The 25,834-nt window shown below is 71.1% G+C and carries 18 protein-coding genes; 6 read left to right on the top strand and 12 right to left on the bottom strand.

The window, feature by feature from the left end:
* Window positions 1-5: 5 nt before the first annotated feature.
* A complete protein-coding gene (locus AB0I32_RS21170; protein ID WP_357509600.1) occupies window positions 6-2,105 on the bottom strand; it encodes an acyltransferase family protein in 2,100 nt (699 codons plus the stop codon).
* 196 nt (window positions 2,106-2,301) lie between these two features.
* Between AB0I32_RS21170 and AB0I32_RS21165 the strand changes: the two genes are divergently transcribed.
* Window positions 2,302-3,585: a SpoIID/LytB domain-containing protein gene (locus AB0I32_RS21165; protein ID WP_357509598.1), complete on the top strand. Its 1,284-nt coding sequence runs from the start codon at window positions 2,302-2,304 to the stop codon at window positions 3,583-3,585.
* A 73-nt stretch (window positions 3,586-3,658) separates the two neighbouring features.
* Here AB0I32_RS21165 and AB0I32_RS21160 read toward each other — a convergent pair whose 3' ends face one another.
* From AB0I32_RS21160 to AB0I32_RS21150, 3 genes are all read right to left on the bottom strand, one after another.
* A complete protein-coding gene (locus AB0I32_RS21160) occupies window positions 3,659-3,859 on the bottom strand; it encodes a hypothetical protein (RefSeq protein WP_357509596.1) in 201 nt (66 codons plus the stop codon).
* Window positions 3,856-5,337, bottom strand: a complete 1,482-nt coding sequence (locus tag AB0I32_RS21155) for a phosphomannomutase/phosphoglucomutase (protein ID WP_357509594.1) — start codon at window positions 5,335-5,337, stop codon at window positions 3,856-3,858. Before AB0I32_RS21155 ends, AB0I32_RS21160 begins: the two co-directional genes overlap by 4 nt.
* Window positions 5,338-5,492: 155 nt before the next feature.
* On the bottom strand, window positions 5,493-6,305 hold the full coding sequence (locus AB0I32_RS21150; RefSeq protein WP_357509592.1) for an HAD-IIB family hydrolase: 813 nt from the start codon (window positions 6,303-6,305) through the stop codon (window positions 5,493-5,495).
* Between the two features lie 848 nt (window positions 6,306-7,153).
* Between AB0I32_RS21150 and AB0I32_RS21145 the strand changes: the two genes are divergently transcribed.
* The 3 genes from AB0I32_RS21145 to manA all read left to right on the top strand — a co-directional run bounded on the left by AB0I32_RS21145 (window position 7,154) and on the right by manA (window position 10,748).
* Window positions 7,154-8,512 (top strand): hypothetical protein, encoded by a 1,359-nt coding sequence (locus AB0I32_RS21145; protein ID WP_357509590.1) that lies wholly within the window; start codon window positions 7,154-7,156, stop codon window positions 8,510-8,512.
* Between the two features lie 100 nt (window positions 8,513-8,612).
* The gene (locus AB0I32_RS21140) at window positions 8,613-9,347 is read left to right on the top strand and encodes a hypothetical protein (RefSeq protein WP_357509588.1); all 735 of its coding nucleotides are present in this window, start codon (window positions 8,613-8,615) and stop codon (window positions 9,345-9,347) included.
* 162 nt (window positions 9,348-9,509) lie between these two features.
* The gene (gene manA, locus AB0I32_RS21135) at window positions 9,510-10,748 is read left to right on the top strand and encodes a mannose-6-phosphate isomerase, class I (protein ID WP_357509586.1); all 1,239 of its coding nucleotides are present in this window, start codon (window positions 9,510-9,512) and stop codon (window positions 10,746-10,748) included.
* A 109-nt stretch (window positions 10,749-10,857) separates the two neighbouring features.
* On the opposite strand, the gene AB0I32_RS21130 is transcribed toward manA, so the two are convergent.
* The 4 genes from AB0I32_RS21130 to AB0I32_RS21115 all read right to left on the bottom strand — a co-directional run bounded on the left by AB0I32_RS21130 (window position 10,858) and on the right by AB0I32_RS21115 (window position 14,588).
* Window positions 10,858-11,220, bottom strand: coding sequence for a DUF3499 domain-containing protein (locus AB0I32_RS21130; protein WP_357449023.1), 363 nt, complete (start codon window positions 11,218-11,220; stop codon window positions 10,858-10,860).
* A 154-nt stretch (window positions 11,221-11,374) separates the two neighbouring features.
* Window positions 11,375-12,412 (bottom strand): lysylphosphatidylglycerol synthase domain-containing protein, encoded by a 1,038-nt coding sequence (locus tag AB0I32_RS21125; protein WP_357509585.1) that lies wholly within the window; start codon window positions 12,410-12,412, stop codon window positions 11,375-11,377.
* Window positions 12,409-13,512 carry a glycosyltransferase gene (locus tag AB0I32_RS21120; RefSeq protein ID WP_357509584.1) on the bottom strand — a complete coding sequence of 368 codons (1,104 nt, stop codon included), beginning with the start codon at window positions 13,510-13,512 and terminating at the stop codon, window positions 12,409-12,411. Before AB0I32_RS21120 ends, AB0I32_RS21125 begins: the two co-directional genes overlap by 4 nt.
* The gene (locus tag AB0I32_RS21115; protein ID WP_357509582.1) at window positions 13,509-14,588 is read right to left on the bottom strand and encodes a glycosyltransferase family 2 protein; all 1,080 of its coding nucleotides are present in this window, start codon (window positions 14,586-14,588) and stop codon (window positions 13,509-13,511) included. The genes AB0I32_RS21120 and AB0I32_RS21115 overlap by 4 nt, the downstream gene beginning before the upstream one ends.
* Window positions 14,589-14,791: 203 nt before the next feature.
* Here AB0I32_RS21115 and AB0I32_RS21110 point away from each other — a divergent pair, with 203 nt between their 5' ends.
* Complete coding sequence (locus AB0I32_RS21110; protein ID WP_357509580.1) at window positions 14,792-16,423, top strand: DUF2142 domain-containing protein; 1,632 nt, start codon at window positions 14,792-14,794, stop codon at window positions 16,421-16,423.
* 1,333 nt (window positions 16,424-17,756) lie between these two features.
* Here AB0I32_RS21110 and AB0I32_RS21105 read toward each other — a convergent pair.
* Complete coding sequence (locus tag AB0I32_RS21105) at window positions 17,757-19,424, bottom strand: DUF2142 domain-containing protein (RefSeq protein WP_357509578.1); 1,668 nt, start codon at window positions 19,422-19,424, stop codon at window positions 17,757-17,759.
* Between the two features lie 169 nt (window positions 19,425-19,593).
* Between AB0I32_RS21105 and AB0I32_RS21100 the strand changes: the two genes are divergently transcribed.
* Window positions 19,594-20,229 carry a metallopeptidase family protein gene (locus AB0I32_RS21100; RefSeq protein WP_357509576.1) on the top strand — a complete coding sequence of 212 codons (636 nt, stop codon included), beginning with the start codon at window positions 19,594-19,596 and terminating at the stop codon, window positions 20,227-20,229.
* A gap of 41 nt (window positions 20,230-20,270) precedes the next feature.
* Here AB0I32_RS21100 and AB0I32_RS21095 read toward each other — a convergent pair whose 3' ends face one another.
* From AB0I32_RS21095 to AB0I32_RS21085, 3 genes are all read right to left on the bottom strand, one after another.
* Window positions 20,271-21,872 carry a DUF5719 family protein gene (locus AB0I32_RS21095; RefSeq protein WP_357509574.1) on the bottom strand — a complete coding sequence of 534 codons (1,602 nt, stop codon included), beginning with the start codon at window positions 21,870-21,872 and terminating at the stop codon, window positions 20,271-20,273.
* Entirely contained in the window at window positions 21,869-25,276 is a 3,408-nt protein-coding gene (locus AB0I32_RS21090; RefSeq protein WP_357509572.1) for a glycosyltransferase, read from the bottom strand. The genes AB0I32_RS21095 and AB0I32_RS21090 overlap by 4 nt, the downstream gene beginning before the upstream one ends.
* Before the next feature lie 170 nt (window positions 25,277-25,446).
* On the bottom strand, window positions 25,447-25,788 hold the full coding sequence (locus tag AB0I32_RS21085; RefSeq protein ID WP_357449210.1) for a WhiB family transcriptional regulator: 342 nt from the start codon (window positions 25,786-25,788) through the stop codon (window positions 25,447-25,449).
* Between the last annotated feature and the right edge of the window lie 46 nt (window positions 25,789-25,834).

Below are 25,834 nucleotides of genomic sequence, written 5' to 3'. Positions count from 1 at the left end.
GGGGTTCAGCCGCCGATCCCGATGGCCTCGGCGAGGTACGGCTGGAGGGAGCGGGCGTACGTGTCCGTGACGTGGTTGCCGTCGCGGTAGACCAGTACGTTCCCGACCACCGCCGGGCAGCGCTCGCTGTCGCAGTAGTAGTCGGTGAGGTCCACGAGCTCGACCCTGCCGGACTCCTCGACCGCTTGCCGCAGCGTCCGTGCGCCCGGCTGGTCGAGTGCCTCCGCGCGGGAGACGTCGCATCGCGCCGGGTCGGCCTGGTGGTCCGCCACGCACTCGGTCACGTCACCCCGTGGCCGGGGTGCGTCCGCGATGACTATCACCCGCGAGCCGGCGTCCTCCAGCTCGTCCCAGACCTGTCGGAGGCCCTCGACGCCCGGCGGCCGTCCCGAACCGGACGGGCGGAACTCCGAGCCCGAGTAGAACGTGGTCACGACGACGTCCGGCGGGTCCGCCAGCAGATCCTCGAGCGTCGCCTGGTTGGCCTCGACGCAGGCCGGACCGCCCGGCAGGGTGCGCGGCTCGAGCGCGAACGGGCAGGAGTTGTGCAGGTAGGTCCGCACCCGCCACCCGTTCTTCTCGGCGATCGAGACGAGCGGGGTACCGAGCATCCGCATGTGCGAGTCGCCCACCAGCGCGATCGTGTGCTCGCCCGTCGTGTCGCCGAAGGTGCAGCCCTTGGTGACGCCGTCCGCCTCGCCCGACGTGCAGCCGTTGCTGAACATGGGCGCGAGCTCCTTGCCCAGGTCGGCGACGTTCGGCACGAGCACCCGCTCGTCGGTGACGTACGCGGGGAAGATGCCGTCGTGCACCGCCTCGGCGCCGAAGCCGGAGCCTTCGGCGATCGTGACGACGTCCGCTCGTTCCACCCACTCCTGCTCCTCCTGCGCGGCGCGATAGCCGGGGACGAGCGCCACCACGCTGGTGACCGCCATCGCCACCGCGGCGGCGACCAGGACCCTGGTGTTCCCGCGCCGCGCCCAGCGGGCGGTGCGGAGCGGCTGCTCCACCAGGGTGTAGCTGGCCTGTGCCGCCACGAGCGCGAGCGCGAGCAGACCCACCGACTCGAAGGGCCTGGGGTCGCGGTCCGCCCACGCGACGAAGAACACGATCACCGGGAAGTGCCAGAGGTAGGCCGAGTAGGAGACGTTGCCCAGCCACTGCACCCAGCTCCGGTCCACGAGCCACGTGAGCGAGCCGGCGCCGTGCGTCCGGCCCGCGGCGATCACCGCGACGGTGCCGAGGACGGGAACGAGGGCCGCGACACCGGGGAACGGCGTCTCCGAGGACATCAGGAACGCGCCCGCCGCGATGGTCCCGAGGCCCGCGAGCGCCAGGAACGCCCTGGCGAGGGCGAACCGCTCGGTGTGCCGGAGCACGACGGCGAGCATGCCGCCGGCCCCCAGCTCCCACAGGCGGGTGGTGGTGACGAAGTAGGCCGACGGGTCCTGCGCCTGTACCTCGAGCACGCTCCAGACGAACGAGGCGGCGACGAGTACGCCGAATCCCGCGAAGACCCAGCGGCCTACCCGGGGCCGTCGGCCGGCGCGGGCGGTCCGCACGGCCAGTGCGGCCATCACGACGACCACGAGCGGCCACAGCAGGTAGAACTGCTCCTCGACCGCGAGCGACCAGAAGTGCTGGAACGGCGTGGGCGCGTTGTCCGCGGCGAGGTAGTCGACGGAGTCCCTGGCGAGCAGCCAGTTCTGCACGTAGAAGATGCTGGCGAGGGCCTGGCGCTGGAGGTTCAGCCACTCGGACGACGCGATCACCCAGGTGGAGACGGCAGAGGTGAGGCCGATGACCAGCAGGCCCGCCGGCAGGATGCGGCGGGCACGGTTCGCCCAGAACCGCGCGAGGGACAGCCGGCCCGTCTCCCGGACCTCGCGCAGCATGTGCCCGGAGATCAGGAAGCCGGAGATCACGAAGAACACGTCGACGCCGATGAAGCCGCCAGGCACGAGCCGGGGCTCGAGGTGGTACACGATCACCAGCGCCACTGCGAGCGCCCGGAGGGCCTGGACCTCGGGAAGGAACTTCCGCTGGGTGCTCGCACGGCGGGACCGGCGGCGGTCGGTGGTCGGTCCCTGAGAAACGTCGAGCAAGATATTGGACAAAAGAACGGCTACCCCTCGAATCGCGGAGCGCTGCGGCAGCTCCCTCCGTGAGGGTAGGTCGCCGGAACTGGGCTCGCCCACACAGTTGACCCGGCAGACCGATAAATCACCCGCCAGGTTGGTCACACGCCCCGGGTGCCGACCCCGCACCGGTGATGCATGGTGGCACCGGGGGGTGTTCGACATGACGGCTCGATCTGCAGGCCTGCGGGCTCGTCTCGCCGCTGCGGCGGTGACCCTGGTGCTGCTGTGCACGGCTCCCGGAATCACGGCTGCCGCGGCCCTCCCGGACGAGTTCCTCCTCCACGGTTCCGGGTACGGCCACGGCGTGGGGATGCCCCAGTACGGGGCGTACGAGATGGCGCGGCGGGGGCACGGCGCGAGCCGGATCCTGCGGCACTTCTACAGCGGCACGGCGGTGGAGGCACGGGCCACCCCCACTCTCATCAACGTCCAGGTCTTCGGCCCCGACCCCTACGGGTACTCCGGTCACGACGACCCGGCGAAGACCGACATCACGGTCCGCGAGGGGCAGTGGCTGCTGCTCGCGGGGAGCAGGCTCCTGGCGTCCGGATGGGGCGGGACGATGCACGTCTCCGCGCAGGGTGGCGACGCCGTCGTCTGGGCGGAGGGCAAGCGGTACCAGCGCGAGAACCTGATCCTGCGCTGGTCCGGCACCCGCTACCACCGGCCGTCCGCCGCGCCGGCCGTCGTCGACGTCGTGGGCGCCCAGGGGATCTACCGGCACGGTCAGATGGTGCTGTCGGAGTCGCGGGGTGGCGTGAACGTCGTCAACCAGCTGCGGCTGAACTCCGAGTACCTGTGGGGGCTGGCGGAGATGCCGAGCTCCTGGGGCACCAGCGGTGGCAAGGAGGCCCTGCGCGCGCAGGCAGTCGTGGCGCGGTCGTACGCGCTGCTCAAGAGGGACAGGTGGAAGTCGGTGTGCGGCTGCCACGTCGTCGACGACGTGCGGGACCAGAACTTCGTGGGCTGGCAGGACACCGCCGCCGCCTACCGCGGCGCCTGGATCGGCGCCGTCAGCTCGACGCAGCTCTCCCCCACCCGGGCGGTGGTGCTGACGTCCGGCGGCCGACCGGTCGAGGCGCACTACTACTCGTCCAGCGGCGGCCGGACCGCCAACTCCGAGGACGTGTGGTCGTCCGCGCTGTCCCACGAACGGTCGGTGGCCGACCCGTACTCCGCCGCGGCTCCGGGCAACCGGTACGCGAGCTGGGTGCGGGTCCTCACGCAGGCCCATGCGCGCGCCCTGTTCGACCTGCCGGACGTCACGGCGGTGTGGGTGGTCTCGCGGTACGAGAGCGGCCAGGTGCGGACGCTGCGGGCGAGGTCGTCGAACGGGCAGACCGGCACGCTCACGAGGTCGGCGGACCAGGTCCGCGCCGCGGTGAGCCCGCACTCCAAGGGTGGTCTGCCGTCGTCGTGGATCAAGCGCGTCAGTACGCGCTGACACCTCGTCGCGGGGACGCGCACGGCCTGAGCCGTCCCGGCCGACGACGGCGGCGCCGTCGTCGGCCTCGGGGTCAGAGCGGGCGGGCGTCCGACTCCAGCAGCACCGGGACACCGTTGCGCACGGGGTAGGCGAGCGGCCGCTCGGGGTCGGTCGAGTGCAGCTCCGGCTCCCCGTCGGGCCCGACGGCGTCGACCAGCGTCGCGCCGGTCACGGGGCAGCGCAGGATCTCGCGTACCCAGGGCTCCAGCGCGTCGATCTTGTTCGTGCTCACAGTGCCTCTTCTTCCTCGGCAGGGCCGGCGGTCTCACGCACGAGCGACAGGACGTCGTCGCGCACCTTCTCCATGATGTCCTCGTCGGCGGCCTCGACGTTGAGCCGCAGCAGCGGCTCGGTGTTGGACGCGCGCAGGTTGAACCACCACTGCGGGTGGGCCTCCCAGTGGGAGACGGTCACGCCGTCGAGCGTGTCGACGACGATCCCCGGGTAGGCGGCCCGGTAGGCGTCGAGCACCCGGTCGGTCGCGGCAGCGGCGTCGGACACCGTCGAGTTGATCTCCCCCGAGCCGTAGTACGGCTCGAACATCTCGGCGAGCTCGGACATCGTGTGGCCCTGGGTGCTCAGAGCGGCCAGGACGTGCAGGGCGGCCAGCATGCCGGTGTCCGCGAACCAGAAGTCCCGGAAGTAGTAGTGCGCGCTGTGCTCCCCGCCGAACACGGCGCCGTGCTCGGCCATCTGCGCCTTGATGAACGAGTGGCCGACGCGGGTGCGCACCGTCGTCGCCCCGGCCGAGGACAGCAGGTCCGGGACGGCGCGCGAGGTGATGAGGTTGTGGATCACCGTGGGCGTGCGGCCTGCGGCGAGCTCCTTGGTCACCTCGGCCAGCCCCACCAGGGCGGTCACGGCCGACGGCGAGACGGCGCCGCCGCGCTCGTCCACCACGAAGCACCGGTCGGCGTCGCCGTCGAACGCGAGGCCCAGGTCCGCCTCGTTCGCCACGACCGCCGCCTGCAGGTCGATCAGGTTGGCCGGGTCCAGCGGGTTGGCCTCGTGGTTGGGGAACGAGCCGTCGAGCTCGAAGTAGAGCGGCACCAGGTCCAGCGGCAACCCGGCGAGACCCGCGGCGTCACCGAGGACCGCGGGAACCGTGAGGCCCGCCATACCGTTGCCCGCGTCGACCACGACCTTCAGCGGCCGGGCCGCGGACAGGTCGACCAGCGACCGCAGGAACCCGGCGTAGTCCGCGAGCAGGTCCCGGTTGATGATCTCGCCGGTCTCTGCCGCCGACCGCACCGGCACCGGGATCGCGCCGTCGAGGTAGCCCTGCGCCAGCTCCCGGATCTCGGCCAGCCCGGTCTCCTGCCCGACCGAGCGGGCGCCCGAGCGGCACAGCTTGATCCCGTTGTACTGCGCCGGGTTGTGGCTCGCGGTAAACATGGCGCCGGGCAGGTCAAGCTGGCCCGAGGCGTAGTACAGGCCGTCCGTGGAGCACAGCCCAATGAGCGTCACGTCCACCCCAGCCGACGTCAGACCCCGGGCAAAGGCCTCCACCAGCTCCGGGCCCGAATCCCGCATGTCCCGGCCGACCACCACCCCCGGCCGCCCGGGCTCGGCCGGGACGCCGGCATCGGGCATCACCACCACCCGCGCGAACGCGGCCGCCAGGGCTTGTACCACCTGCAGCGACAACTGATCGGGAACGACACCGCGCACTCCGTACGCCTTGAACAAAGGCCTCAGGTCGATAGCCATAACTGACAGCCTACGGCTCCCCGCGGTCGGTCAGGTGGACTTGATCTACTGTCCCGTGCAGTCAGCTCCGGATCGGAAGGCACTTCTCATCGATCCGCGGGCGCTGTCAACGGTAGTGCGCTGCCGGAGCAGGGTAGGTGCTCTGGCGAGTTCCGTTACCTCGACTGCTCACTCCTGGAGACGGCTCGTCGAGTACCTGACTCAACCTGGGTCTCTCGAACCTCCGAGATCAACTGGGGCAGCAGCGCTTCGGTCTCTTCACAGTTTGCGACGCTCCTGGTTATCAGACCGAGCGGAACTACTGGGTAATCATTACCACCCGGCTCCAACCTGTCCCCAATGAACAAGATTTCCTGATAGGAGACATTCAAAATCTTCGCGAATTCACGCATCCCGAAAGCCTTGTCAATCCCCTTACGCGTGATATCAATTGATGTTGATCCGCCGGAACGCACCTCAAGATCCGGTAGCCTACGCTGAATGCTCTTGCGAAGCTTCTCGCGCTTTCGCCCGTTAGGGTCCCAAGTTTTCTTTAACTGCACCGGAGCTTCCTGGCCCAACGCCGAGTAAGTTATTTGGGATCCTCGATCCTCGATCCTCGATCCAAAGACGTCACTGTCCTGCTCCCACAGACCAAGCCGTTTCGCTTCCGATTCGATCGCGGCGAACGCCGCGATCTTCGCATACTCGTCGAGGTCTTCGGCATAGACAAGCACCCAACCGTCAGACTCGTAGCGATAATAGCGAGTGCCGCAGGTGGGCATGAGATGAAGGTCGAACAACGAGTCTGCCCCATCAGGCAATCTCCGAAGAAGTTGATCCTCGAACTGTTCGTACCGCCCTCCAGAAATGATGCATACAGGAACGAGTCTCACCAGGTCCATGAGAAGCGTTGCCATCTCCGAAGAGATGGGCGATTTAGAGTGTGCAAGGGTGTCATCCAGGTCGAATGCAACAGCCGAAATCATCTTAGGCGCGCTCGCCCTCTCGTGGCCTCGAGGTCCGTGTAGATGCACGGATTCGTGCAAACTGAGATTACTGTAGCAGGCCAAGCAGGGTCGTAGCCATGCGCCGATATCACCCTGTCGAGGGCCTCAGCTTTCTCGAGGCCAGGCAGGACCATAATTGTACGCTTCGGCCATTCAAGGATCTCACGCATTCCTATAGTAACACCACGGCGAGGAACATTGGCCACCTCTCCGAAGTGAGGGTAGGTCCGAAGATTATCGCGGCGCGTACTCTCAGGCAACAACACAACGCGGGTTTCAGATTCCAATGAGGTTCCGGGGCTATTGAATGCGATATGGCCGTCGCCAGAGCCGGAGGCCAGAAGCATAAGGTCGACGTCGCCCGCGCCGAGTCGATCCCAAATATCTGTCGGATTCTTCGGGCTCGGTACGAGAAGACGGTCCGTGACACCTCCGTCTTGGAGCGTTGCCCAAAATTTGGGAAGGTGCTTCTTCACGAACTGGTAGACGCTATGGGGTTCCGCGCAAGGGCACAGCGCGAGTTCGTCGTCCCTGCAGTACGCGTCCGGCATGAGAAGCCGCAAGTTGACGAAGGCGGTCGTCGGCAGGACACGCAACGCACGTAGCACGGGAACACACGATCGCCCAGATGGAAGACACAGCGTCCAGAACGCGGCTCGCCGGATTCGCGCATCGACCAGCCCTCTAACGATGTCCCAGGCGATCGCACGACCCAAGCCCTGTGGGGACGCGTACGCGACGACCTTCATGAACCGATAATACCGATCTAGTCGACATGCGCCATATCGTTGTAGTGTGAAGTCCTGACCGGTCGACACGGGAGCGGCATGACTGACCATGGCGCACTACCACAAGATGATGGCCACCGATTCGGGGGCAGCCCCTCCGCAGATTCAGCTGCCGACAAAGCCGATCTGCAGGCAGAAAACCACGAAACCGCTACCGAGCAGCACCCATCGCTGTCACCGAAGACACGCCGCCAGCAGCGACGGCTCTTCAGAGCACGCTCTGAGATGCCCGACATGGGTGCTAATCAGCTGAAAGCGAATGTGCCGCAGAATGGCGTCGGCTCTCTGCAAGCCTTCGACGCAGCTCGTAGGCGGGAACTTTGGCACGTCTACAGCACACCAGATACCGTGACTCTAGACGTTGAAATCGTCGAAGCACCCACGACTTACTCCACGCTCGTCCCGGTTCAAATAACCACGACTCTTTCGGAACTAACCATCCACCTCTATTACCCTTTGGAAATTGTCGCTGGTCACGCCATCACACGCGCACCTGTCACTTACGTACGCGTCTCCAGTGAAGACGAACGTGCCGAATTCGATGTCTCTCAAGGGAGCGAGTCAACGGTTGTCAGGCTGATGAGCAAGCAGGCTTCCACCCGGCAGGTCACGATCGAAATCGATCTGGACACCGCATTCGTGAAAGAAGAATTTTCGGGATTCTCCGATAACTGGCAGTTAGGTCTCGGACTAAGATTCGATACCGCCGCCCGTGTGGTGATGAATCTAGATCACCCAGAACACTTCGCGCTCCGCGCACGCCTGGACAATTCCGAATATCACACGCTTGCCCAGGGCATTGCACCTGGTCGCGTGCGAAAGCTGGGCTTCTTCCCGGGCTCCGAAGTGTTGTTATCATATCGCTACGGGCTGGCCGATCAAAGCATGTTTCTGAATCTCGCCCGACTTCCGTTTGGCGCAGCATTTGGATGCCTGAATGCCGGGCTGTCGATAGCATTTATAATGGCAGGTCTGGAAGATCTGGGCGCCACCACCCTGGCATTCTCCCTCCTCCCCCCGCTCGTTCGGGCCATCACTGAACGTCGTTCAGAGTACCGATCAGCCGATATCCACGACCGTCGAGCGACCCTGTGGTTGAGCGGCGCGCCTACACTGATCTACTTCCCAATCATTCTGTTCGCGATTCTGACCATTACCGACTGGGCGGGGCTGCGCGAACTTGCTCAGATCTTGGCGTATTCAGCAGCAGGTGGACTTGCATTGCACGGGTCTCTTATTGTTCTCGCGGTGAGGCAGCAGGTCATACCCGAGCATTACTGTGACATGTGCGGCAATAGAATAGTGTGGAGGAGAAGACAGCATTTGGATATACTATCCCGGCGAACGCTGTGCCGAAGCTGTGGTCGAGAAAGAGGAATTACCCGTGGCTATCGGTAAGCAATCAGACATAGGCCTAGCAGGCTCTATAGTCCGGTCGGTGGCGCAATTCTTGCGACCTAGGCTGAGTTCACGTGATTTTGTGGCAATGGCGTCTGCGGTGACCAAGGACAAAGGCGATGGCCACCTCGCCCACCGGATTGACACCTATGCCGAGGACATGCTGATGAGCCTGCTCAGCGAAGCTGACTATCGCGGCACGGTCTTCTCTGAAGAGGCCGGAGTCGTTGTGCTGGGCGACGATCAGAGGTTATTCGCTACCGATCCATACTGCAATACGAGTTTGACCTTCCGAGGCATACGAGAGTCAGCAGTTACAGGATTTGAGATCGATGAGGGCGGGGCCTTCATATCCGCGGCAGTCGCAGATCTCCAGTGCTGGCGTTCGCTGGTATTCGTACGAGGAGTAGGGCTGTCGATGGTCTGGGAGGACGGCGGCGCATGTCCTGTGTCACTCAGTTCGACACAGAACCTGGCGGACGCCACGGTAGTGATTTCGTTGATGAAGAGGCATCGGCGCTCCTACCTCCAATCAGGTGTGGCGAAGGAGTGCGGACTTCTGCTTACGGTCGACGGTGGAATTGTTGCCGCACGAATTTGTGCCGGCGACGTGGACGCATTTCTCGACCACAAGATCGGTCAACCAGCCTATGAGGCGCTTCCGTATCGGCTCGTTGAACTCGCCGGAGGCACTGTAACCGACGCCGACGGATTACCTGTCGATTGGGAGCAAATTTGTTCTGACCTGCGGCGTGGGGTAGTTCGCAGACAGCGACTGGTCGTAGCCGGGAACCGCAAACTTCATGACGAGATGATGGCTCGACTGGATGAGTGATCGCCGAACGCAGCCTGTCGTGGTGTCAGACCAACCCAAGCCCAGGTAGGGCGTGTTCGGGGCGTCGAGTAGCCATGCAGGCCCTCCCGTCTGACCGACAGTTCGCCCAGCAGCGGCAGTCGCGTCCGGCATCCGCAGTCGTCGTAGGGATATCCTTGCGCGGTGCTCGCAGTCGCCCAATTCCATGCCCCGCTCCCGCTGACCAACACGATCCAGCGGTACGACTGGGGGTCCGTCGAAGCGATCCCGAACCTGCTCGGCGCCCAGCCCGACGGTGGCCCGCAGGCCGAGCTGTGGCTCGGCGCGCACCCCAGCGCGCCGTCGGTCAGCGTGATCGAGGACGAGGACGTCGCGCTGGACCGTCTGGTCCGTGAGGCGCCGGTGCAGACGCTCGGCCACCGCGTGGCGGAGCAGTTCGGCCCCCGCCTCCCGTACCTGCTGAAGATCCTGGCCGCGGGCAAGGCGCTCTCGCTGCAGGTGCACCCCTCACCGCGGCAGGCCCGGGAGGGCTTCGCGCGCGAGAACAAGGCGGGCCTGCCGCTGACGTCGCCGAAGCGGTCCTTCAAGGACGACCAGCACAAGCCCGAGATGATCGTCGCGCTCTCGCAGTTCGAGGGGCTCGCGGGCTTCCGCACGCCCCGCATCATCCTGGACGTGCTGGACGGCCTGGCGGGCGACCTGGTCGACGGCGTCCGCACCGCGCTCCAGCACGACCGCAGCCACGACGGCATGCGCGAGGCGTTCAACCACCTCCTGTCAGCACGTGCCGATGAGGCCTGCGCCGCCGACATCCAGGTCACGCTCGACTCCGTCCGGGCACGGCTCGAGGCCGGCTCCCCGTTCGAGCGCGCCGACCGCACGGTGGTCGACCTCGCCGAGCAGCACCCCGGCGACCCGGGCGCCATCGCCTCCCTCATGCTCAACCGGTTCTCGCTCGAGCCGGGCGAGGCGGCGTTCACGCCCGCCGGCGTCGTGCACGCCTACCTGTCGGGGCTCGGCATCGAGATCATGGCCAGCTCCGACAACGTGCTGCGCGCCGGGCTCACCACGAAGCTCGTCGACGAGGAGAACCTCGTGGCCTGCACGGTGTTCTCCCCGCAGCAGCCCTCCATCCCGGAGATGACGACGTCGGGCAGCCGCGGACAGGTGCACACCTACCGGGTACCGGTCACGGAGTTCGCGCTCACCACCGCCGACGTCGACCCCGCCGAGCCCGTGACGCTGCCCGCAACGGGGCCGCGGATCCTGCTGTGCCTGGCCGGCGAGCTGAAGCTCGACGCAGACCGCTCGGAGGACGGCCCGCAGCGCCTGGCGCAGGGCGAGTCGGTCTTCGTACCGCACGACGCGGGGAACCTGACGCTCACGGGCGCGGGCCACGCGGTCTGCGCCTGGGTCCCGTAACCAATTCGCCGAAGTAGAGCGTGCGTCCAGACACACGCTCTACTTCGGCAGCCTCGCTTCGGTGAAGTAGAGCGGGTGTCTGGACGCACGCTCTACTTCGGCGACGGGGTCAGGCCGAGTTGTCGTCGTCGGCGCGCAGGACGCGGAGGTGGCCCCGGCGCGCCGTTTCCGTGACTGTCGGCGGCTCCGCCGGACGGCGCACCTTGCCGGCCTCACGCACGGCGTCGGCGAGGGCGGACAGGTCGTCCGGGCTGGGCCCGGCGTCCTCGAACTCCGGCATCAGGCGGAGCACCTCCCACCCGCGCGGTGCCGTCAGCCGCTCGGCGTGCTCGGCGCACAGGTCGTAGCTGTGGGGCTCGGCCAGGTGCGCAAGCGGACCGAGTACCGCCGTCGAGTCCGCATACACGTATGTGAGCGTCGCTACGGCCGCGTTTGTACAGGCCGAGCGCGAACACTGTCTCACCGATCTCACGCGCCGAGACTACGCCCTGACCGGGCACAACGTGCCGAACACGCCGGACGATCACGGGCGTAACGACCCGGGTCGAGCTGGGGTGGGCGGCCTCCGACGGAATCACCATGCAGTTGCTGCCAGGATCATGCCAGGCGTGGCAGCAGGTGCATGGTCAACCTGGCTGTCTGCTCCCGCGGGCCAGCCAGAGCCCCACGCCCGCGAAGGTCAGGTCGACAAGAGTCAGGACGACCCTGCTGACGAGCACCGCGAGGGCCGCGGCGGGGGCGGGCAGCGCACCCGCGAGGACCGCCGCCAGCACCAGCTCGCGCACGCCCGCGCCGGCCGGCGCGACCACGAACAGGAATCCGGCGGTCCACGCGAGCGCCCAGCCGCCTGCCGCCAGGGCGAAGGTGCGGACGGTGAGGGGCAGGCCGAGCCCCGTGCAGAGCACCCAGAGCTGCAGTCCCGCGACGAGCCACCCGGCCACCGACCAGGCCGTGGCGCGCGCCAGGCCGCCCCACGTCATCGGGTGCTCCAGCGCGGCGCGCCCCGTGAGCCGGACGGCCGACCCGATCAGGCGGTTGAGCACCGGCGGCGCCAGCACCAGCACGACGACGGGCGCGGCCCACACCACCCAGGACCACGCGCCCAGCGCACCGGCGGACACGAACGGCAGCGCCACCGCGCCCACGGCGGCACCCGAAGCCACCGACACCGCCACGGCGACCAGCATCGACGCGGCCGACCTGCTGCGGGGCACGCCGTGCCCCGCCCCGACCTCGGCGGCGGCCACGACGTTCCACACGCCGCCGGGCACGTACTTGCCGAGCTGGCTGACGCCGAACACGGCGACCGCGCTCCGCAACGACAGGGGCGAGCCGAGGTCCGCCAGGACCGCGCGCCAGGCGAGCAGCGTGCACCACACGTACAGGGCGCCGAGGACGACGACAAGGACCGCCTCGGTCCCGGACAGGTCCGTCGCGGCGCGCGCCAGGGCCTCCCGGTTGCCCAGCACGTACCAGACGGCCAGCCCGAGGGCGACGGCCAGGAAGCCCCACCGCACCCACCGCGACCGCAGGGCAGTCAGCGCGCCACGGACGACCGGGCGGCGGGCGGCGGGCGCCGTGGTGTCTGACGCCGTCGGGTCCGATGCCCCCGTGTCTGACGCCCTCGGGTCTGACGCCGTCGTCCCCGCGCCTGCCCTCGTCACAGCACTCCCCTGCGCCGCAGCTCGGCGACCAGTGGTTCGGTGACGACCTGCGGGCGGATCCGGTCCCGGCCGCGTGCCGCGCGTTCCCGGGCAGCGGCCAGCACCGCGGGGTCGCAGAGGTCCACGAGCTCGGCCGCGAGCGCCCGGGGGTCGGCCGCCGGGACCAGCTCCACGTGCTCCCCCACCGCCCTGCGCTGCGGCGGGGTGTCCGAGGTGACCACCACGCAGCCTGCCGCGAGGCCCTGGTACACCTTGTTCGGCACCACCCGCACGCCCTTCGGGGTGTCGCTGAAGATGCCCAGGCAGACCTGGTGCCGGGCGACGAGGCCGGGCAGCTCGTCGGCCTCCACCCAGTCGTGCCAGGTCACGCCCGGTGTGCCCGCGAGGATCTCGCGCGCCCGGGGTAGGTCCTGGCCGGTACCGACCATCGTGACGCGCAGCGCGGCACCCGCTGCGACGGCGTCCCGCACCGCCTCCGCGATGACGGGTGCGCCCTGCAGCGGTGTGTACAGCCCGAAGAAGACGACGGATAGCGCTTCGTCGGCCGACGGCGGGACGGCCGGCGGGGAGGCCGCCGTCCGCCAGGCGTCCGGTGCGCCGACCAGTACGACGACGCCCTTGTCCGGGTCCGGGAGCATCTGCCGGTGCTCCTCGGTGTCCGTGACGACGAGGTCGGCGCACGCGACGGCCAGCCGGTCCAGCCCGGTCAGCAGCCGCACCCGCAGGCCAGCGGCCCCACGGTCGGCAGCGGTGTCCCCGGCGAAGACCAGGTGGTCCAGAACGATCAGTGAGCGCGGGTGGAGCAGGCGCGCGAGGACGACGTCGAAGTGCCCGAGGTAACCGACGAGCACGGCATCGGGCCGGCCCTCCGCCCGTCGCTGCCGCACGGCGTCGCGCACCAGGCCCGCCCAGCACCGCAGCAGCCGAACAGCGAGGGCGGGCAGCCGCCACGGCTGCTGGAGCATGCGCACCCGCTCGGCGGTGGAGAACCCGAGCGGCCGGTTCAGCTCGGTGACCTTGCCGCCGTGGGCGCGCAGCCCTGCGATCAGGACGGCGATGCGGGGGTGGCGCGCGGCGTCGTACGTGCCGAAAGCGATCACTGGACGGTTGCCGGGAGGTCGGCGGACCCCGTCGGCCGGGCGTTGTCCAGCGGACCGGTCCGGTCGAGCGGGCCCGGCTCGTTGCCGCCGGACGGCCTCCGGTGCTCCGCGGCCGCCGATCCGACCGGAGCCGCCGTCGTGCCGTACTGCACGTCCTTGAGGCGTTCCAGCGTCTCCTCGAGCAGTACGCGGTTGGTGCGCTGGAGGTCCGCCAGCACGAGCAGGGCGAAGCTGAGCAGCGCGCCGACGAGGGAGGTCGCCCCGAGCACTATCGACTGGAGGTGCTGCCCGCCGGTACCCGCGACGAGGAGCGCCGCGTACCTGGCGAACGGGATCGCCGCACCGAGCGCGAAGATCAGGCCGAGCGTGATGAACACGGTGTGCGGCTTGTACATCACGTAGGACCGGCTGATCGCCTGGCCCGACTTCATGATGTGCTGCCACATGCTCGTGAAGAGCCGGGACTCCCGGGTCTTCGGATTCGTGGTGACCGGGAGGCTCTGGATCCGCAGCCGCTTGTGGCCGGCCTGGATGATCGTCTCCATGCAATAGCTGAACTGCGTGACGACGTTGAGCCGCATCAGCGCCCCGCGCGAATACGCACGAAAGCCGCTCGCGGCGTCGGGCAGATCCGTTCCGGCGGCGAAGTTGACGACATTGCTGCCGAGCTTCTGCAGAGCCTTCTTCAGCGGGGAGAAATGCTCTATCGTCCCGGTCTGCCGGTCTGCGATCACTATGTCCGCGTCGCCCAGCACCACGGGCATCACGAGGTCGCCGATCCGTTCCTGCGGGTACTGGTTGTCACCGTCGGTGTTCACCACGATGTCCGCGCCGTGCCGGAGCGCGTAGTCGACGCCGTCGCGGAACGACCTGGCCAGCCCCATGTTGCGGGTGTGGTGGACGAAGTGCCGCACACCGAGGCGGCGCGCCAGCTCGACCGTGCCGTCCGTGGACCCGTCGTCGACGACCAGGATCTCTATCTCGTCGATGCCCGGAATGCTCCGTGGAATCGTGGCAAGCACCTGAGGAAGGGTTTCTTCCTCGTTCAAGCAGGGAATCTGCACGAACAGCTTCATGGCCCTGTGCTTTCGGTAGCAGGCTCTCGGTGAGCGATTGCGGGAAGCGGTTGCGGTAAGCGGTTGCGAAAAGCAGGAGCGGCGTCACGAGCGTAAGCACGCCAGATGACCACCGTATGAACATCACGTGCCATTCAGTGACTGTTACCCGCCCGTAACCGGAGCGCCCGGATACGCCCGTCCGGCGCGGCTACCCTGCTCGCGTGACCCGACCTCGCGCGGTTCCGGTCGTCGTGTGGCTGGTCGTGCTCCTGCACCTGGCGGTGATGCTCGGCCAGACCACCGTCTTCCCCAACGTCCGTTCGCCCGACGAGCGCCAGCACGTGGACCTGATCCTCCAGGTGCGCCAGGGCGACGCCTGGCCGTGGCCCGGCCCTGGCACCGCCTACGTCACGCAGGGCGTGACGGCGGGCGGCTTCGTCGATGCCGACAGCCTCGACGGGCCGCTGCACCTGGCCGACCGTCAGGACGTGCCGCCACGCGGCGAACGGCCCTCGTACGCGGATGCCGGCGGCACGGCCCCGCTGACCGCCGAGGAAGCCGACGGCGTCGTCGCGCCGGTGCTCAACCAGCTGGTCCAGCACCCGCCGCTCTACTACCTGCTCGGGGCGGGCGTCGTCGGCCTGGTGCCCGACTGGCAGGACCGGCCGCTGGACCAGGTGTGGCTGCTCCTGCGCTGGTGGAACGCGCTGCTCGCGCTGCCGCTGCCGCTGCTGCTGTTCGCCGCCGCACGGCGCCTGCGACTGCCCGAACCGCTACCGGTGGCCGCCGCCCTGGTCCCGCTCGCCGTGCCCGAGCTGACGCACCTGGAGTCGGCGGTCAACAACGACAACCTGCTGGTCGTCCTCGGAGCGTGCGCCACGCTGCTGGTGATCCGGGTCCTCACCGGTGACCTGAGCCGCCGCACCGCCGTCCTGCTCGGGCTCGTCACGATGCTCGCCCTGCTGACCAAGGGCTTCGCGCTGATGTTCCCCCTGTGGATCCTGCTCGCCTACCTCGTCGCCGCGTACCGGTACCGCGCACGTCTCCGGGCCGCCGTGACCTCGCTGCTGGTGGTCGCCGTCGCCACCCTCCCCGGCGTGGCCTGGTGGGTGCGCAACGTGCTGGTGCACGGCATGCTCCAGCCGCACGGCACGCACGCCACCCCGCCCGACCTCACCCCGGTCTACGGCTGGGCCGACGGCGGCCTCACGTGGCTGGGGCGGTTCACCGAACGCATGATCACGCTGTTCTTCGTGCAGGACCACGCGGCCACCCGCGACCAGGACGCGTCGTGGTGGATGGCCCGCGTCGGGCTGGTCGTGATCCTCGCCGGTCTCGTCACGGCCCTGGTGCGCAGGCCGATACCCCGGCTCGACGCGCTGGTGCTGCTGTTCCCGATACCTGCCCTCGCGGGGATCGTCGCCCGCGGCTCGTGGGAGCAGTTCGCGGCGTTCCACGAGCTCGGCGCCGCCCAGCAGGGGCGGTACCTGTACACCGGCCTCGTGGGGCTGATGGTCGTCGCGTTCGCCGGGGCAGCGGTGCTGCGTCCCGCGTGGCGCCGGACGGTGCCCGCGGCGCTGCTGGTGCTCGCCGGCGGCATGCACCTGGCGTACCAGTACGACGTCTGGCACCTGTACTGGATGCCGCACGACGCCGGGCCGGGCGCCTTCGCCGCCGCTCTCGCCGCCGTGGGCCACTGGTACGCGTTCCCGAGCGCCGTGCTGGTCGTCGTGCTCGTCGCGGGCGTGGCGCTCGGCGTCGCCGTCGCGATCTCGCTCACCCGGACCGCCGTCGGCGAGCAGCGCCCGGAGCGCGCAGCGGGTGTGGACGCCGAACCCCGCCAGGCCGCATGAGCCGCGCGCTCAGCCGGGTCGCGGACCGGGTCAGGCAGCTGGTCCGGCAGCTGGCCGAGGGCCGCGCCGAACGCCTGGCGCTCGGCTGCGCGGTGCTCAGCGGGATGCTCCTGGCCCTGATGGTGGCGCTGGCCGACCCGCCATACGCGACCGGCGACGAGGCCCCGCACGTCGACTACGCCTACCAGGTCTGGCACGGCGAGCTGCCCGTGTTCGAGGAAGGTCTGGAGCTGCCGCCCGAGGCACCGGTGCTCGCCTGGATCGCCCCCGTGCAGTGGACCGCCCAGCACCCGCCGCTGTACTACCTGCTGGTCGCACCACTGGCTGGACCCCTGGCGGACGCCGGGCACACGATCGCCGCCGTCTACGCCGCGCGCGCCGTGAACGTGCTGCTCAGCGGGGTCTTTGTGCTCGCGGTCGGGTGGAGCGCCCGGCGCCTGGCCCGGCCGGGCAGCGTGCTGCCCCCGCTCGCCGCCTTCCTCGCCGGCGCCATGCCCGCCGCCGCGCACGTGGGCGGCGGCGCGTACAACGACCTGCTGGCCGCCGTCCTGGTCACCGTCCTGTTCGGGCTGGCGGGCACCGCGATCCGACGCGGGCTCGACGCGCGGCTGGTCGCCCTGATCTCTCTGGTCGCCGCCGCGTGCGCGCTCACCCGGCTGTCCGCCGCCCTGATCGCCGCCGTGGTGGCGGGCGTCGCCCTGGCCGCTGCGGCCATCCGGGCCGCGCAGGGCCGGGGCAGGTGGGGGCCCGTGGTCGCCCTCGTGCTGGCTGCCCCGGGGGCCGTGCTGGCCAGCAGCGGCTGGTTCTACCTGCGCAACCTCGCGCTGACCGGCAACATCACCGGCTCACACTTCGACTGGGCCCTGGCGAACCAGAACCGGACGGAACGCCCGGTGTGGGCGGTACTGGCCGACCCGGTCACCTGGGCCCGCCTGCCCGACCTCTACTGGTGGGCCGGGCGCCTGCCGCCGAGCACGCCGCTCACGGTCACCACGCTCGTGGTCACCGCGGCGCTGCTCGTCTGGACGCCCCTGGTGATCGCGCTGGTCACGGCGGTCCGACGCCGCACACCGCTGGTCGAGGCGTCGCTGGCCGGCGCCCTGCCGGTCGTCGCAGTGCTCGTCTCCGTGTCCGTGCAGGTCGGGTACGCCTCCAACAGCGGCGGCGTCTACCCGCGCTATCTGCTGGTGGTCGCGCTGCCCCTGTGCCTCGGGATCGCGGCGGGCCTGGCGGTACGTCCCCGGCTGCTCCTCCCCGCCTGGACCGCGCTGACGCTGCTCGACCTGGCAGTCTGGCTGACCCTCGAGCTGGTCACACCCAAGGGGCCGGGCTTCTACCCCGCGCTGCCGCTGCCCGCGGCAGTGGTCGGCGTGGTGGCCACGCTGGCCGTCGCGGGCTCGGCGGTGCTCGCGCTGCGCGCGGTCCGGGAGATCGACACGGCACGCGAGAACCCGACGGCGGCCGCCACCGCGGCAACCCCCACGGCCAGCGTCATGGATCCGACCAGCACGAGCTGAAGGCCGGTCAGCGGGCTCCACCCGGCCCAGCGGGCGGCGGCGTCGGCCACCGACTGGCCGGGCCCCTGGTAGAAACCCCAGAATCCGTAGGCCAGGCCGCTCGCCGCGACCGTGCCCGCCACACCGGTCACCCAGGGCACCGCCCGGTGCAGCAAGGTGCCACGCAGGGCGTACATGCCCAGCGCGGTCCCGCAGCCGAGCGCCAGGAGTCCGGCGAACAGGTACCGGCCCTGCACGGCGGAGATCCATCCGTGCGCCGAGTAGTCCGGCCAGGCGTTGACGAGCACCCCGCACCAGAGCGCCGCCGGCTGCAGCAGGAGCACCGCCGTGGCCCGCCGCGCGGGACCGCGCACCACGGCGCACGCGCACAGGACCGCGACCACGATCGCCGCGGACCAGAAGACTGCGTCGGGCACCCGGATCTCCAGCCAGCCGAAGTTGCCGAAGAAGGACCGGGTAAGGCTCGTCACGACGACCCGCAGGAAGTACCAGAGGCCCTGCGGCTCGTCCTCGGGGACGAACCGGTCCGGGATGCCGACCGGCTGCACCGTCCCCAGCACCAGCAGGTTGCGCAGCCACCACCAGCCGCCGACGACGAAGGCCGCACCGACCGCGATGAGCGCACCGCCCACGCGCCGGCCACGCGGGCCGGAGGCCAGCAGATATGCCGCGACGACCACGGGCAGCGCGAACGCCGCCATGACCTTGGTGAGCAGCCCGACACCGACCACCACGCCGAGTCCGGCCGCCGTGCGTCGGCGCAGGTCACCCGTCAGCACCCGGGTGCACAGATAGGCGGTTGCCGCGCCGCTCAGGGTCACGAGCGCGTCGTTCGTGACGCTGCCCAGGATGTGCCCTGCCTGCGGCACGAACAGCGTGAACGACGCCGCGACCAGTGCGGCGGCACGCGAACCGGACAGCCGGCGCGCGGCCGCGGCGGTCAGCAGCGGCAGCGGTAGCACCAGCCCGACGTCGAACAGCCGCAGCACCAACAGCTGCACGTCCCACCGGGCCTCGGCCGTGCCCGTCGCGTGCAGCACGCCGGCCGCCAGCACGTAGTACAGCGGCGGGTGCTGCGTCATCTGGTCCACGGTCTCGGGGTCCAGGCCCCTGGTGTCGGTGCCGGGGGGCAGCGGGTCGGCCAGAGCGTTCGCGCCGGTGACCATGCTGCGCTCGGTGTCCCGGAGGGGCGGCACGGTGACGTACGGGGGCAGGTCGAGCCGGTCGAGATGCCGGCCGGGCACGTCCGTCGCCAGGGCGGCCTGGTCGCGCGCCTCGTCGACCGCCGGCCCGACGAGCGCCTCACCGGCGGCCGGCCAGCCGCCGCCGTACGCGAGGCGCAGCACGCTGTTGACGTGCTGTGGTTCGTCGGGAGCCCGGAACGCCGGGGTGAGCACCGCCCAGAGAACACCTGTCAACGTGACGAGAGCAGTGATCAGGGCCAGCGCCCGGCGGTACGCCGCCTCGGCGGGATCGTCGCGCACGAAAACAGGATAGGGGTGCTCAACCGCTGTCTCCCGTGCTGGTGGACACCGTGCTGGTGAACACTTGGAGGTCGGTAGCTCAGCACCAGGTCGGCACGGGCCCGTCACCGTGGAACGACGGACCGTGGCGGTGGCGAACCGGAACCCCGATCGGACGTATCGTCGGTAGGTGCCTCCGTTCTCTCCACGCGGCCGGAACCGGCGGTCGGACCGCGGTCCCGGCCCCGCCGGCAGCTCGTCCGGCAGCTCGTCCGGCAGCTCCAGCAGCGCCGCCGGCTCGGCCGGCAGCCCGGCCGGTATCCCCAAGGCCTCCCAGGCGGACCTGCTCCGGCTCGCGGCGACCCGCTCCGGCGCCGTCGGCCAGCCGGGCGACACCTCCGGCGAGGCGGTGCGCCCCCGGCGCCGGGACCGGCGCGGCCGCGGGCTGCGGGGCCCGATGTTCCCGCCCGGGACCCCAGCGCACCGCACGCGGGCGCAGCGGTTCGACGACTTCGTGCTCGACGTCGTCGAGGACCTCGACCGGACCTGGGCCGCACAGCTGCGCGGCACCGAGTTCGCCGTCGAGGACGTGCCGCCGTCGGACCCGGCGCCGTGGGAGGACGGCGGTGTGCTGCTCGGCCGGTTCTTCCCTGCCGAGGCCGGCCGGCCCGGACGCGTGGTGGTCTACCGCCGGCCCGTCGAGGTGCGCGCCCTCGACCGGGAGGACCTCGCCGACCTGGTGCGCGACGTCGTGGTGGAGCAGGTGGCGCACATGCTGGCCCGCACCCCGGAGGAGATCGACCCGAACTTCGGCGACCGCTCCTGACCCTCGCCGGCTGATCGGCGGCCGGCTGGTCGGCCCGCCGCTCAGCCGGCCGCGTCGACCCGGCGCACGTGCACGTCCCCGCCCGCGGCGAGCGGCGCCGTCGGCGAGAGCACCGAGAACAGGGTCGTGTCACCGGCCTCCGCGATGCCCACCGACCAGATGACGCCCGCCTGCCCAGCGTGCTGCTCCGCGACCACCGCGACGGTGGGGCCGAGCTTCTCCAGCTCCGCCCGTCCCAGCTCGACGGTCCCACCGGTCGGCACGTCCACCGTGCGGGTCCAGGCCTCCTCGCCGTCCGGCCCGACGCCGCGCAGCGCCACCGCGGTGCTGCCGTCCACGTCGTCGATCCGGTCCGGGTCGCGCTCGTCGGGCACGCCGCTCAGCGTCACCCCGTAGGCGGCGTCGACCGGGACGGCGACGGCACCGTCGGCCACGGCCCCCGCCGACGGCACCGCCTGCCCCGCCAGCCAGGCCCGGTCGTACGGGTCGTCGTCGACGACCGCTTCCTCCGCGGCGGAGCCCTTCCTGTCCAGGGCGGCGCCCGCGACGACCGGCACGTCGGCGTCCACGACCACCGTGTAGGCACCGGCGGGCAGCCCGCCAAGGGGCAGGGTGGTGACCCTGCCCGGTTCGAGAGGCAGCTCCTCGCCGCCACGCAGCCGGACCGGCCCGTCGGGCCCGAGCACCGCGAGGTTCGCCGTGCCGGCCGCGGTGCCGGGAGTCAGCAGGTCGAGGCGCGGTGCGTGCGGGTCGTCCACCGGCTCGCCGGTGCTGACCACGCCCGACACCGCGGTCGTGCGGGACGGCGCGGCGCCTGCCACGACGAGGTCGGCGCCCGCGGGCACCAGACCCTCGATGCGGTGGTGCTGCACGTAGGCGCCCACGCGGCCGCCCTCGGCGGTGACGTGCAGCGCGAGCCGGCTCTGGTCGGGTGCGACGGCCTCGAGCATGGTGACCACCTGCTCGCCCGGCGGTACGACGACGAGCGACTTGCTGCCCAGCACCACGGGACCGGACGCGCCCCAGGCCTCGAGCGACACGGTGGCCGGCGTCCGGCCGGGGTTCTGCAGCACCAGGAGGCCGCTCGAACCCACCGAGGTGCTGCCACCGACCAGCCAGTGCTCGACGGACGGCACCGCGCACGGCCCCGCGACCATGCCGCGCAGGTCACCGTCGGCGGTCACCGAGGCGACGGTCCCCGTCGCATAGGTGGCGCCGCTCGGCGTCACGCGCACCGTGCGCGCCCCGGTGACCGCGCCCTCGCGCACCGCGGCGACGCCGCCGGTCACGAGCGGGCCGGGGAGGTCCGGCGCCGCGGCCCCGCCCAGGGTGGTGACCGAGGACTCCGTACCCTCCGCGCCGTCCAGCACCGCGGCGGTGAGCGTCGTGGTGGTCTCGCCCCGGACCGCGCTGAACTCGTCGTCGCCGACGTCCGGCTGCTGCAGCTCAGCGGGCATGGGGCAGACCAGCCCGGTCTCGACGGCGGCCACGGGGACGGCGCGTACGGCGTCCCCCGGAGGCGTGACCAGCGCGCCGCCGCCCGTGGTGGCGAGGGCGGCGACCGCCGTCGCGCAGAGCAGGCCACCCACCGCGGCGGCCGACCGCCGGGCGACCGGCGGGACCACCAGCTTCTTGCGCTTCATCGAACCCTCCTGCGTCCCACCGGCAGGGCCAGCAGGGCGAAGACAACCAGCGTGAACGTCGTGAGCACCAGCCATGCCGTGCGGTGGGGCGCCTCGTAGCGCACCACGAGGTGCCCGGCGTCGGCCCCGAGCGCGAACGCCTGCAGGCCCGCCGACCCGTCGACGGCCACCGGTTCCAGCCGGCGTCCGTCGAGGGTGGCGTGCCAGCCCGGTCCAGCGGCCTCCGCCAGCACGACGGCGCGGTCCGCACCGCCCGCGGTCACGTCGGCGCGGACGGTGGTGCCCCTGGACGCCAGCACCTGCTCCGTGGCACCCGCCTCCTCGATGCGGGCCCAGCCGGGTGCGGGCTCACCCACCGGGGCGACCCGCCACACGGAGATCGCCTGCCCCTCGGTGACCCGGCTCATGCCCGGCACCATGTCGAGCGTGGCCACGAGGTCGCCGACGGCGCGCGCGGGATCCGTCCCGGGCATCGCGCCCAGGCCGCCGTCCGACCGGACCTGGACCGCACCGATCCCAAGGTCGGCCAACTGTTCCGGCACCCCCTCGGTGGCGCCGGACACCAGCGCCGCGACCGCGGTGTCCAGCGAGCCCACCGGTTCGTCGCCCGCCCCGGCGCGATCGTCCGCCGTCGCCCTTGCCGTCGCCGAGATGTCGGCCAGCTGCGAGCCGTCGGCCCGCAGGAGGGCGTACTGCACCGTGTCGTCCGCACCGCCGGCGCTACCCGCGTCGCCGGCGAAACCCACCTCCAGCACGCGCGCCTGCCGAGGCGGTGCCTGCATCTGCTGCCCGACGGCGGGCACCACCGGGTCGGTGGTCACGTGCAGCATGCCGCTCCGCCCGGGGCCCGAGATGCTGCCCGAGCCGGTCAGCCACGCGGCCGCCTGCGCGGCGGGAAGCAGGAGCGCGACTACCACCAGAGCGACCACCGCGACCTTGCGCGCCGAACCGAGGAAACCCCTGAGCGACGCCCCGCTGTGGGCGAGCGCACGGACGCCCGCGAGGGCGGCGGCGCTCAGGCCGAGCAGGACCAGCGACAGCCCGGGGCCGGACCACCTGCCGTCGCCCTGGGCCAGGACCGCGACGGCGAGACCCGCCGCGGCGACCAGCCAGCCCACCAGCGACGTCGCGGCGACGTGCTGCGCCGACTCCGCGACCCGCTTGCGGCCGATGCCAAGGAGCGCCACGCCGAGACCGGCCGCCGCCAGCGCGAGCACCAGAGCGCCGAGCGCCCACGGGCCCGCCGTCACGATCGCGCGGACGGCGGACGGCACGAGGCCGTCGCCGGGCACGTCGAACCAAGGTGCGGGGACCGAGGGCAGGCCGAGCAGCAGCTCGAGACCCGAGGCGGTGCCCGGTGCCGGCACGCCGGACCCGGCCAGCGGCTCTGTGGTGAGCAGCCTGCTGTTGCCGTGGCGCAGCGCCGTCCACCAGAGCGGGGCGCCGACCACGAACGCAGGCACGGCCGCGAGCGCGAGGTAGATGCGGCGGCGCGGGGCGACGAGCAGCGCCCCGAGCAGCACCAGTACCGCCGCAGGGAGCAGCGCGGGCGCTCCGGCCACCACGCAGGCGAGCAGCAGACCGCTCGCGCCCGCAGCGCCCAGCGAGCCGGAGCTCGTCCGGGACGCGCGTGCGGTGGCACCTGCCGTCTCCTCGGCGGCGCCGTCGGGCGGCCCGAGCCTGTCGACCGCCTGGACGCCCACCGCACGGACCAGCGCGACGGCCGTCCAGGGCAGCAGCGCATGTGCCAGCACCCCGCCGAGCAGGCCGCCGTCCAGCGCGCCGAGGAAGGCCGGGGCGACGGTCCAGGCGAACGCCGCGAGCGCACGCAGCCACACGGAGCGGGTCACGGTGCCGGCCGCTGCCCACGCTCCGATGGCGGCGACGGGCAGCGCGAGCAGGAGCACGGCGTCCACCGCGTGCTGCAGCGATCCGCCGACCAGCGCGGAGAGGCCGGTCAGCACGAACAGCAGCGGGTCCGCCGGGGCGGCGGTGCCGAGCCCGTCACGCACCCAGCCGGACGTCGCCGCCGACCAGGCGGTCGCGGTCGTGCCGGCCGCCGGGAGCAGCGCGCCGCCGACCAGGCGTCCGCCGGCCGCGAGGGCGCCGAGGGCGGGCCCGAACAGCGCCGCCGCCAGGCCGACGGCGGAGAGCACCACGGCACCCAGCGCGGCCCGGCGCCGGACGGCGAGCGCCGCCAGCTCTGCCTGCTCCAGCTCGGACGGGGCGGCGTCCACCCGGTGTGCCTCGCCGCGGGCGAGCCGCTTGTCGCGGCGCTCGGCGGCCACCTCGCGCCAGGTGCCCAGCAGCGGCCGCAGCACGCTGCGGGGCACTGTCGAGGTGCGTGCGATCCGGCGTCGGGCACGCAGCAGCGGCCCCAGCCGGAACACCGCCCACAGCGGTGCGAACAGCTCGTCGCGCGCCTGGTCGGGCTGCTTCATCGCGAGCCGGTAGCCCGCGGCGAACGGCGCCCACAGCACCATCGCGAACATCGCGAACGGCAGGATCCACGGCGCCACCGACGTCAGCCGCAGGTAGAGCTGGCTGCGGCGCCGGGCACCGGAGGAGCCGGGAGCGTGCAGCGCGACCTGCGCGTGCCGCACAACGGCGTCGGGCACGACGACCACCCGGTGGCCGGCGAGCCGCACCCGCAGGCAGAAGTCGGTGGAGTCGCCGAGCTGGCCGTAGGCCGGGTCGGTACCGCCGACCTCGCGCCAGACAGACGCCCGCACCAGCGCCCCGGCGAGGCCGACGGCGAGCACGTCCTCGCGCGCGTCGTGCTGTCCCTGGTCGATCTCCGTGTCGTCGATGCCGGTCATGCGCCGGCCGAGCGGCGAGACGGTGTGCCCCACCTCGACGAGCACCCCCCGGTCGGACAGGTCGGGGTCGAGGGGCACGCCGTCCGGGCCCGTCTCCCAGCGCCGCTGCTTGCAGCCCGCCACGGCCACCGCGTTCGAGTGCTCCACCGAGCGGGTGAGAGCCGCAAGGGCGCCAGGGGCGGGGGCGGAGTCGTCGTGCAGGAACCAGAGCCAGCCCTGCTCCGGGGTGCCGACGGCGGCAAGCGCCGCATCTACCGCGTCACCGAAGGTGCGGGCGCCCGCACCTGCCACGAAGCGCGCGCCGCCGAGCTGCAGGTCCTGGTGGCCGGACGTCGCCGGTGCGGTGTCGACGTCGACGACCACGACGGAGTCAGGGGTGCGGGACTGCGTCCGTAGCGCCGCGAGCGTCGCGGCGAGGTAGGGACTGCTGCCGCGCGTCACGACGACGGCCGTGACTGTGACCGCCACCGGCGCAGCGGTGGCGGTCTGGGCCGGGACCTTGGCCCAGACGGGACCGACCGTGTCCTCGTGGGGACCACGGTCCGGGCTGGGAGCCGACAGGCTGTCGGTACGTGGAGCGCTCATCTCGCTTCACATGATGCGGCGCGTCTGCGCCGACACGCCGCAGACGCGCCGGTCGAGGCACGCATCCTCCAGCGCAGACCTCAGACTCTGCTGTCTGACGTCTGCGCCTGCGGTTCCGCTCCAGGCGAGTGCCTCGTTCCTCGGCCCTCACCCTCCGCTGCACCTCCGGCTCAGACGGCGCGGCGCTTCAGCTTGCGCCGCTCACGCTCCGAAAGACCGCCCCAGATACCGAACCGCTCGTCGTTCTCCAGCGCGTAGTCCAGGCACTCGGCCCTGACCTCGCAGCCGGAACAGACCTTCTTGGCCTCGCGGGTGGACCCGCCCTTCTCCGGGAAGAAGGCCTCCGGGTCGGTCTGCGCGCACAGGGCGCGCTCCTGCCAGCCGAGCAGGGAGTCGTCAGGTTCGGTCAGCTCGTACAGCTCACCGAAAAGCGGCAGGACCCGTGCGACCGGTGCCGCCGTGTTCTCGGCGTCAGTCGGGAACTCCACGTCCGATTCCAGAATGTTCCACATGACGTGCCCCTCCATGCCGTGTCCGTGCTCCGGGCCTTGCCGGCCG

The sequence above is a fragment of the Promicromonospora sp. NPDC050249 genome (genome assembly GCF_040656015.1).
GTDB lineage: Bacteria > Actinomycetota > Actinomycetes > Actinomycetales > Cellulomonadaceae > Promicromonospora.
The sequence above is the reverse complement of the archived record's forward strand: the minus strand, read 5'-3'. Positions and strand labels throughout refer to the sequence as shown.

What these genes read in the sequence shown, in the direction of transcription:
- AB0I32_RS21165 (WP_357509598.1), top strand. Translation starts at nt 2,302, where the DNA reads ATGACGGCTCGATCTGCAGGCCTGCGGGCTCGTCTCGCCGCTGCGGCG.
- AB0I32_RS21155 (WP_357509594.1), bottom strand. Translation starts at nt 5,337, where the DNA reads ATGGCTATCGACCTGAGGCCTTTGTTCAAGGCGTACGGAGTGCGCGGT.
- AB0I32_RS21150 (WP_357509592.1), bottom strand. Translation starts at nt 6,305, where the DNA reads ATGATTTCGGCTGTTGCATTCGACCTGGATGACACCCTTGCACACTCT.
- AB0I32_RS21145 (WP_357509590.1), top strand. Translation starts at nt 7,154, where the DNA reads ATGACTGACCATGGCGCACTACCACAAGATGATGGCCACCGATTCGGG.
- AB0I32_RS21115 (WP_357509582.1), bottom strand. Translation starts at nt 14,588, where the DNA reads ATGAAGCTGTTCGTGCAGATTCCCTGCTTGAACGAGGAAGAAACCCTT.
- AB0I32_RS21095 (WP_357509574.1), bottom strand. Translation starts at nt 21,872, where the DNA reads ATGAAGCGCAAGAAGCTGGTGGTCCCGCCGGTCGCCCGGCGGTCGGCC.
- AB0I32_RS21090 (WP_357509572.1), bottom strand. Translation starts at nt 25,276, where the DNA reads ATGAGCGCTCCACGTACCGACAGCCTGTCGGCTCCCAGCCCGGACCGT.
- AB0I32_RS21085 (WP_357449210.1), bottom strand. Translation starts at nt 25,788, where the DNA reads ATGTGGAACATTCTGGAATCGGACGTGGAGTTCCCGACTGACGCCGAG.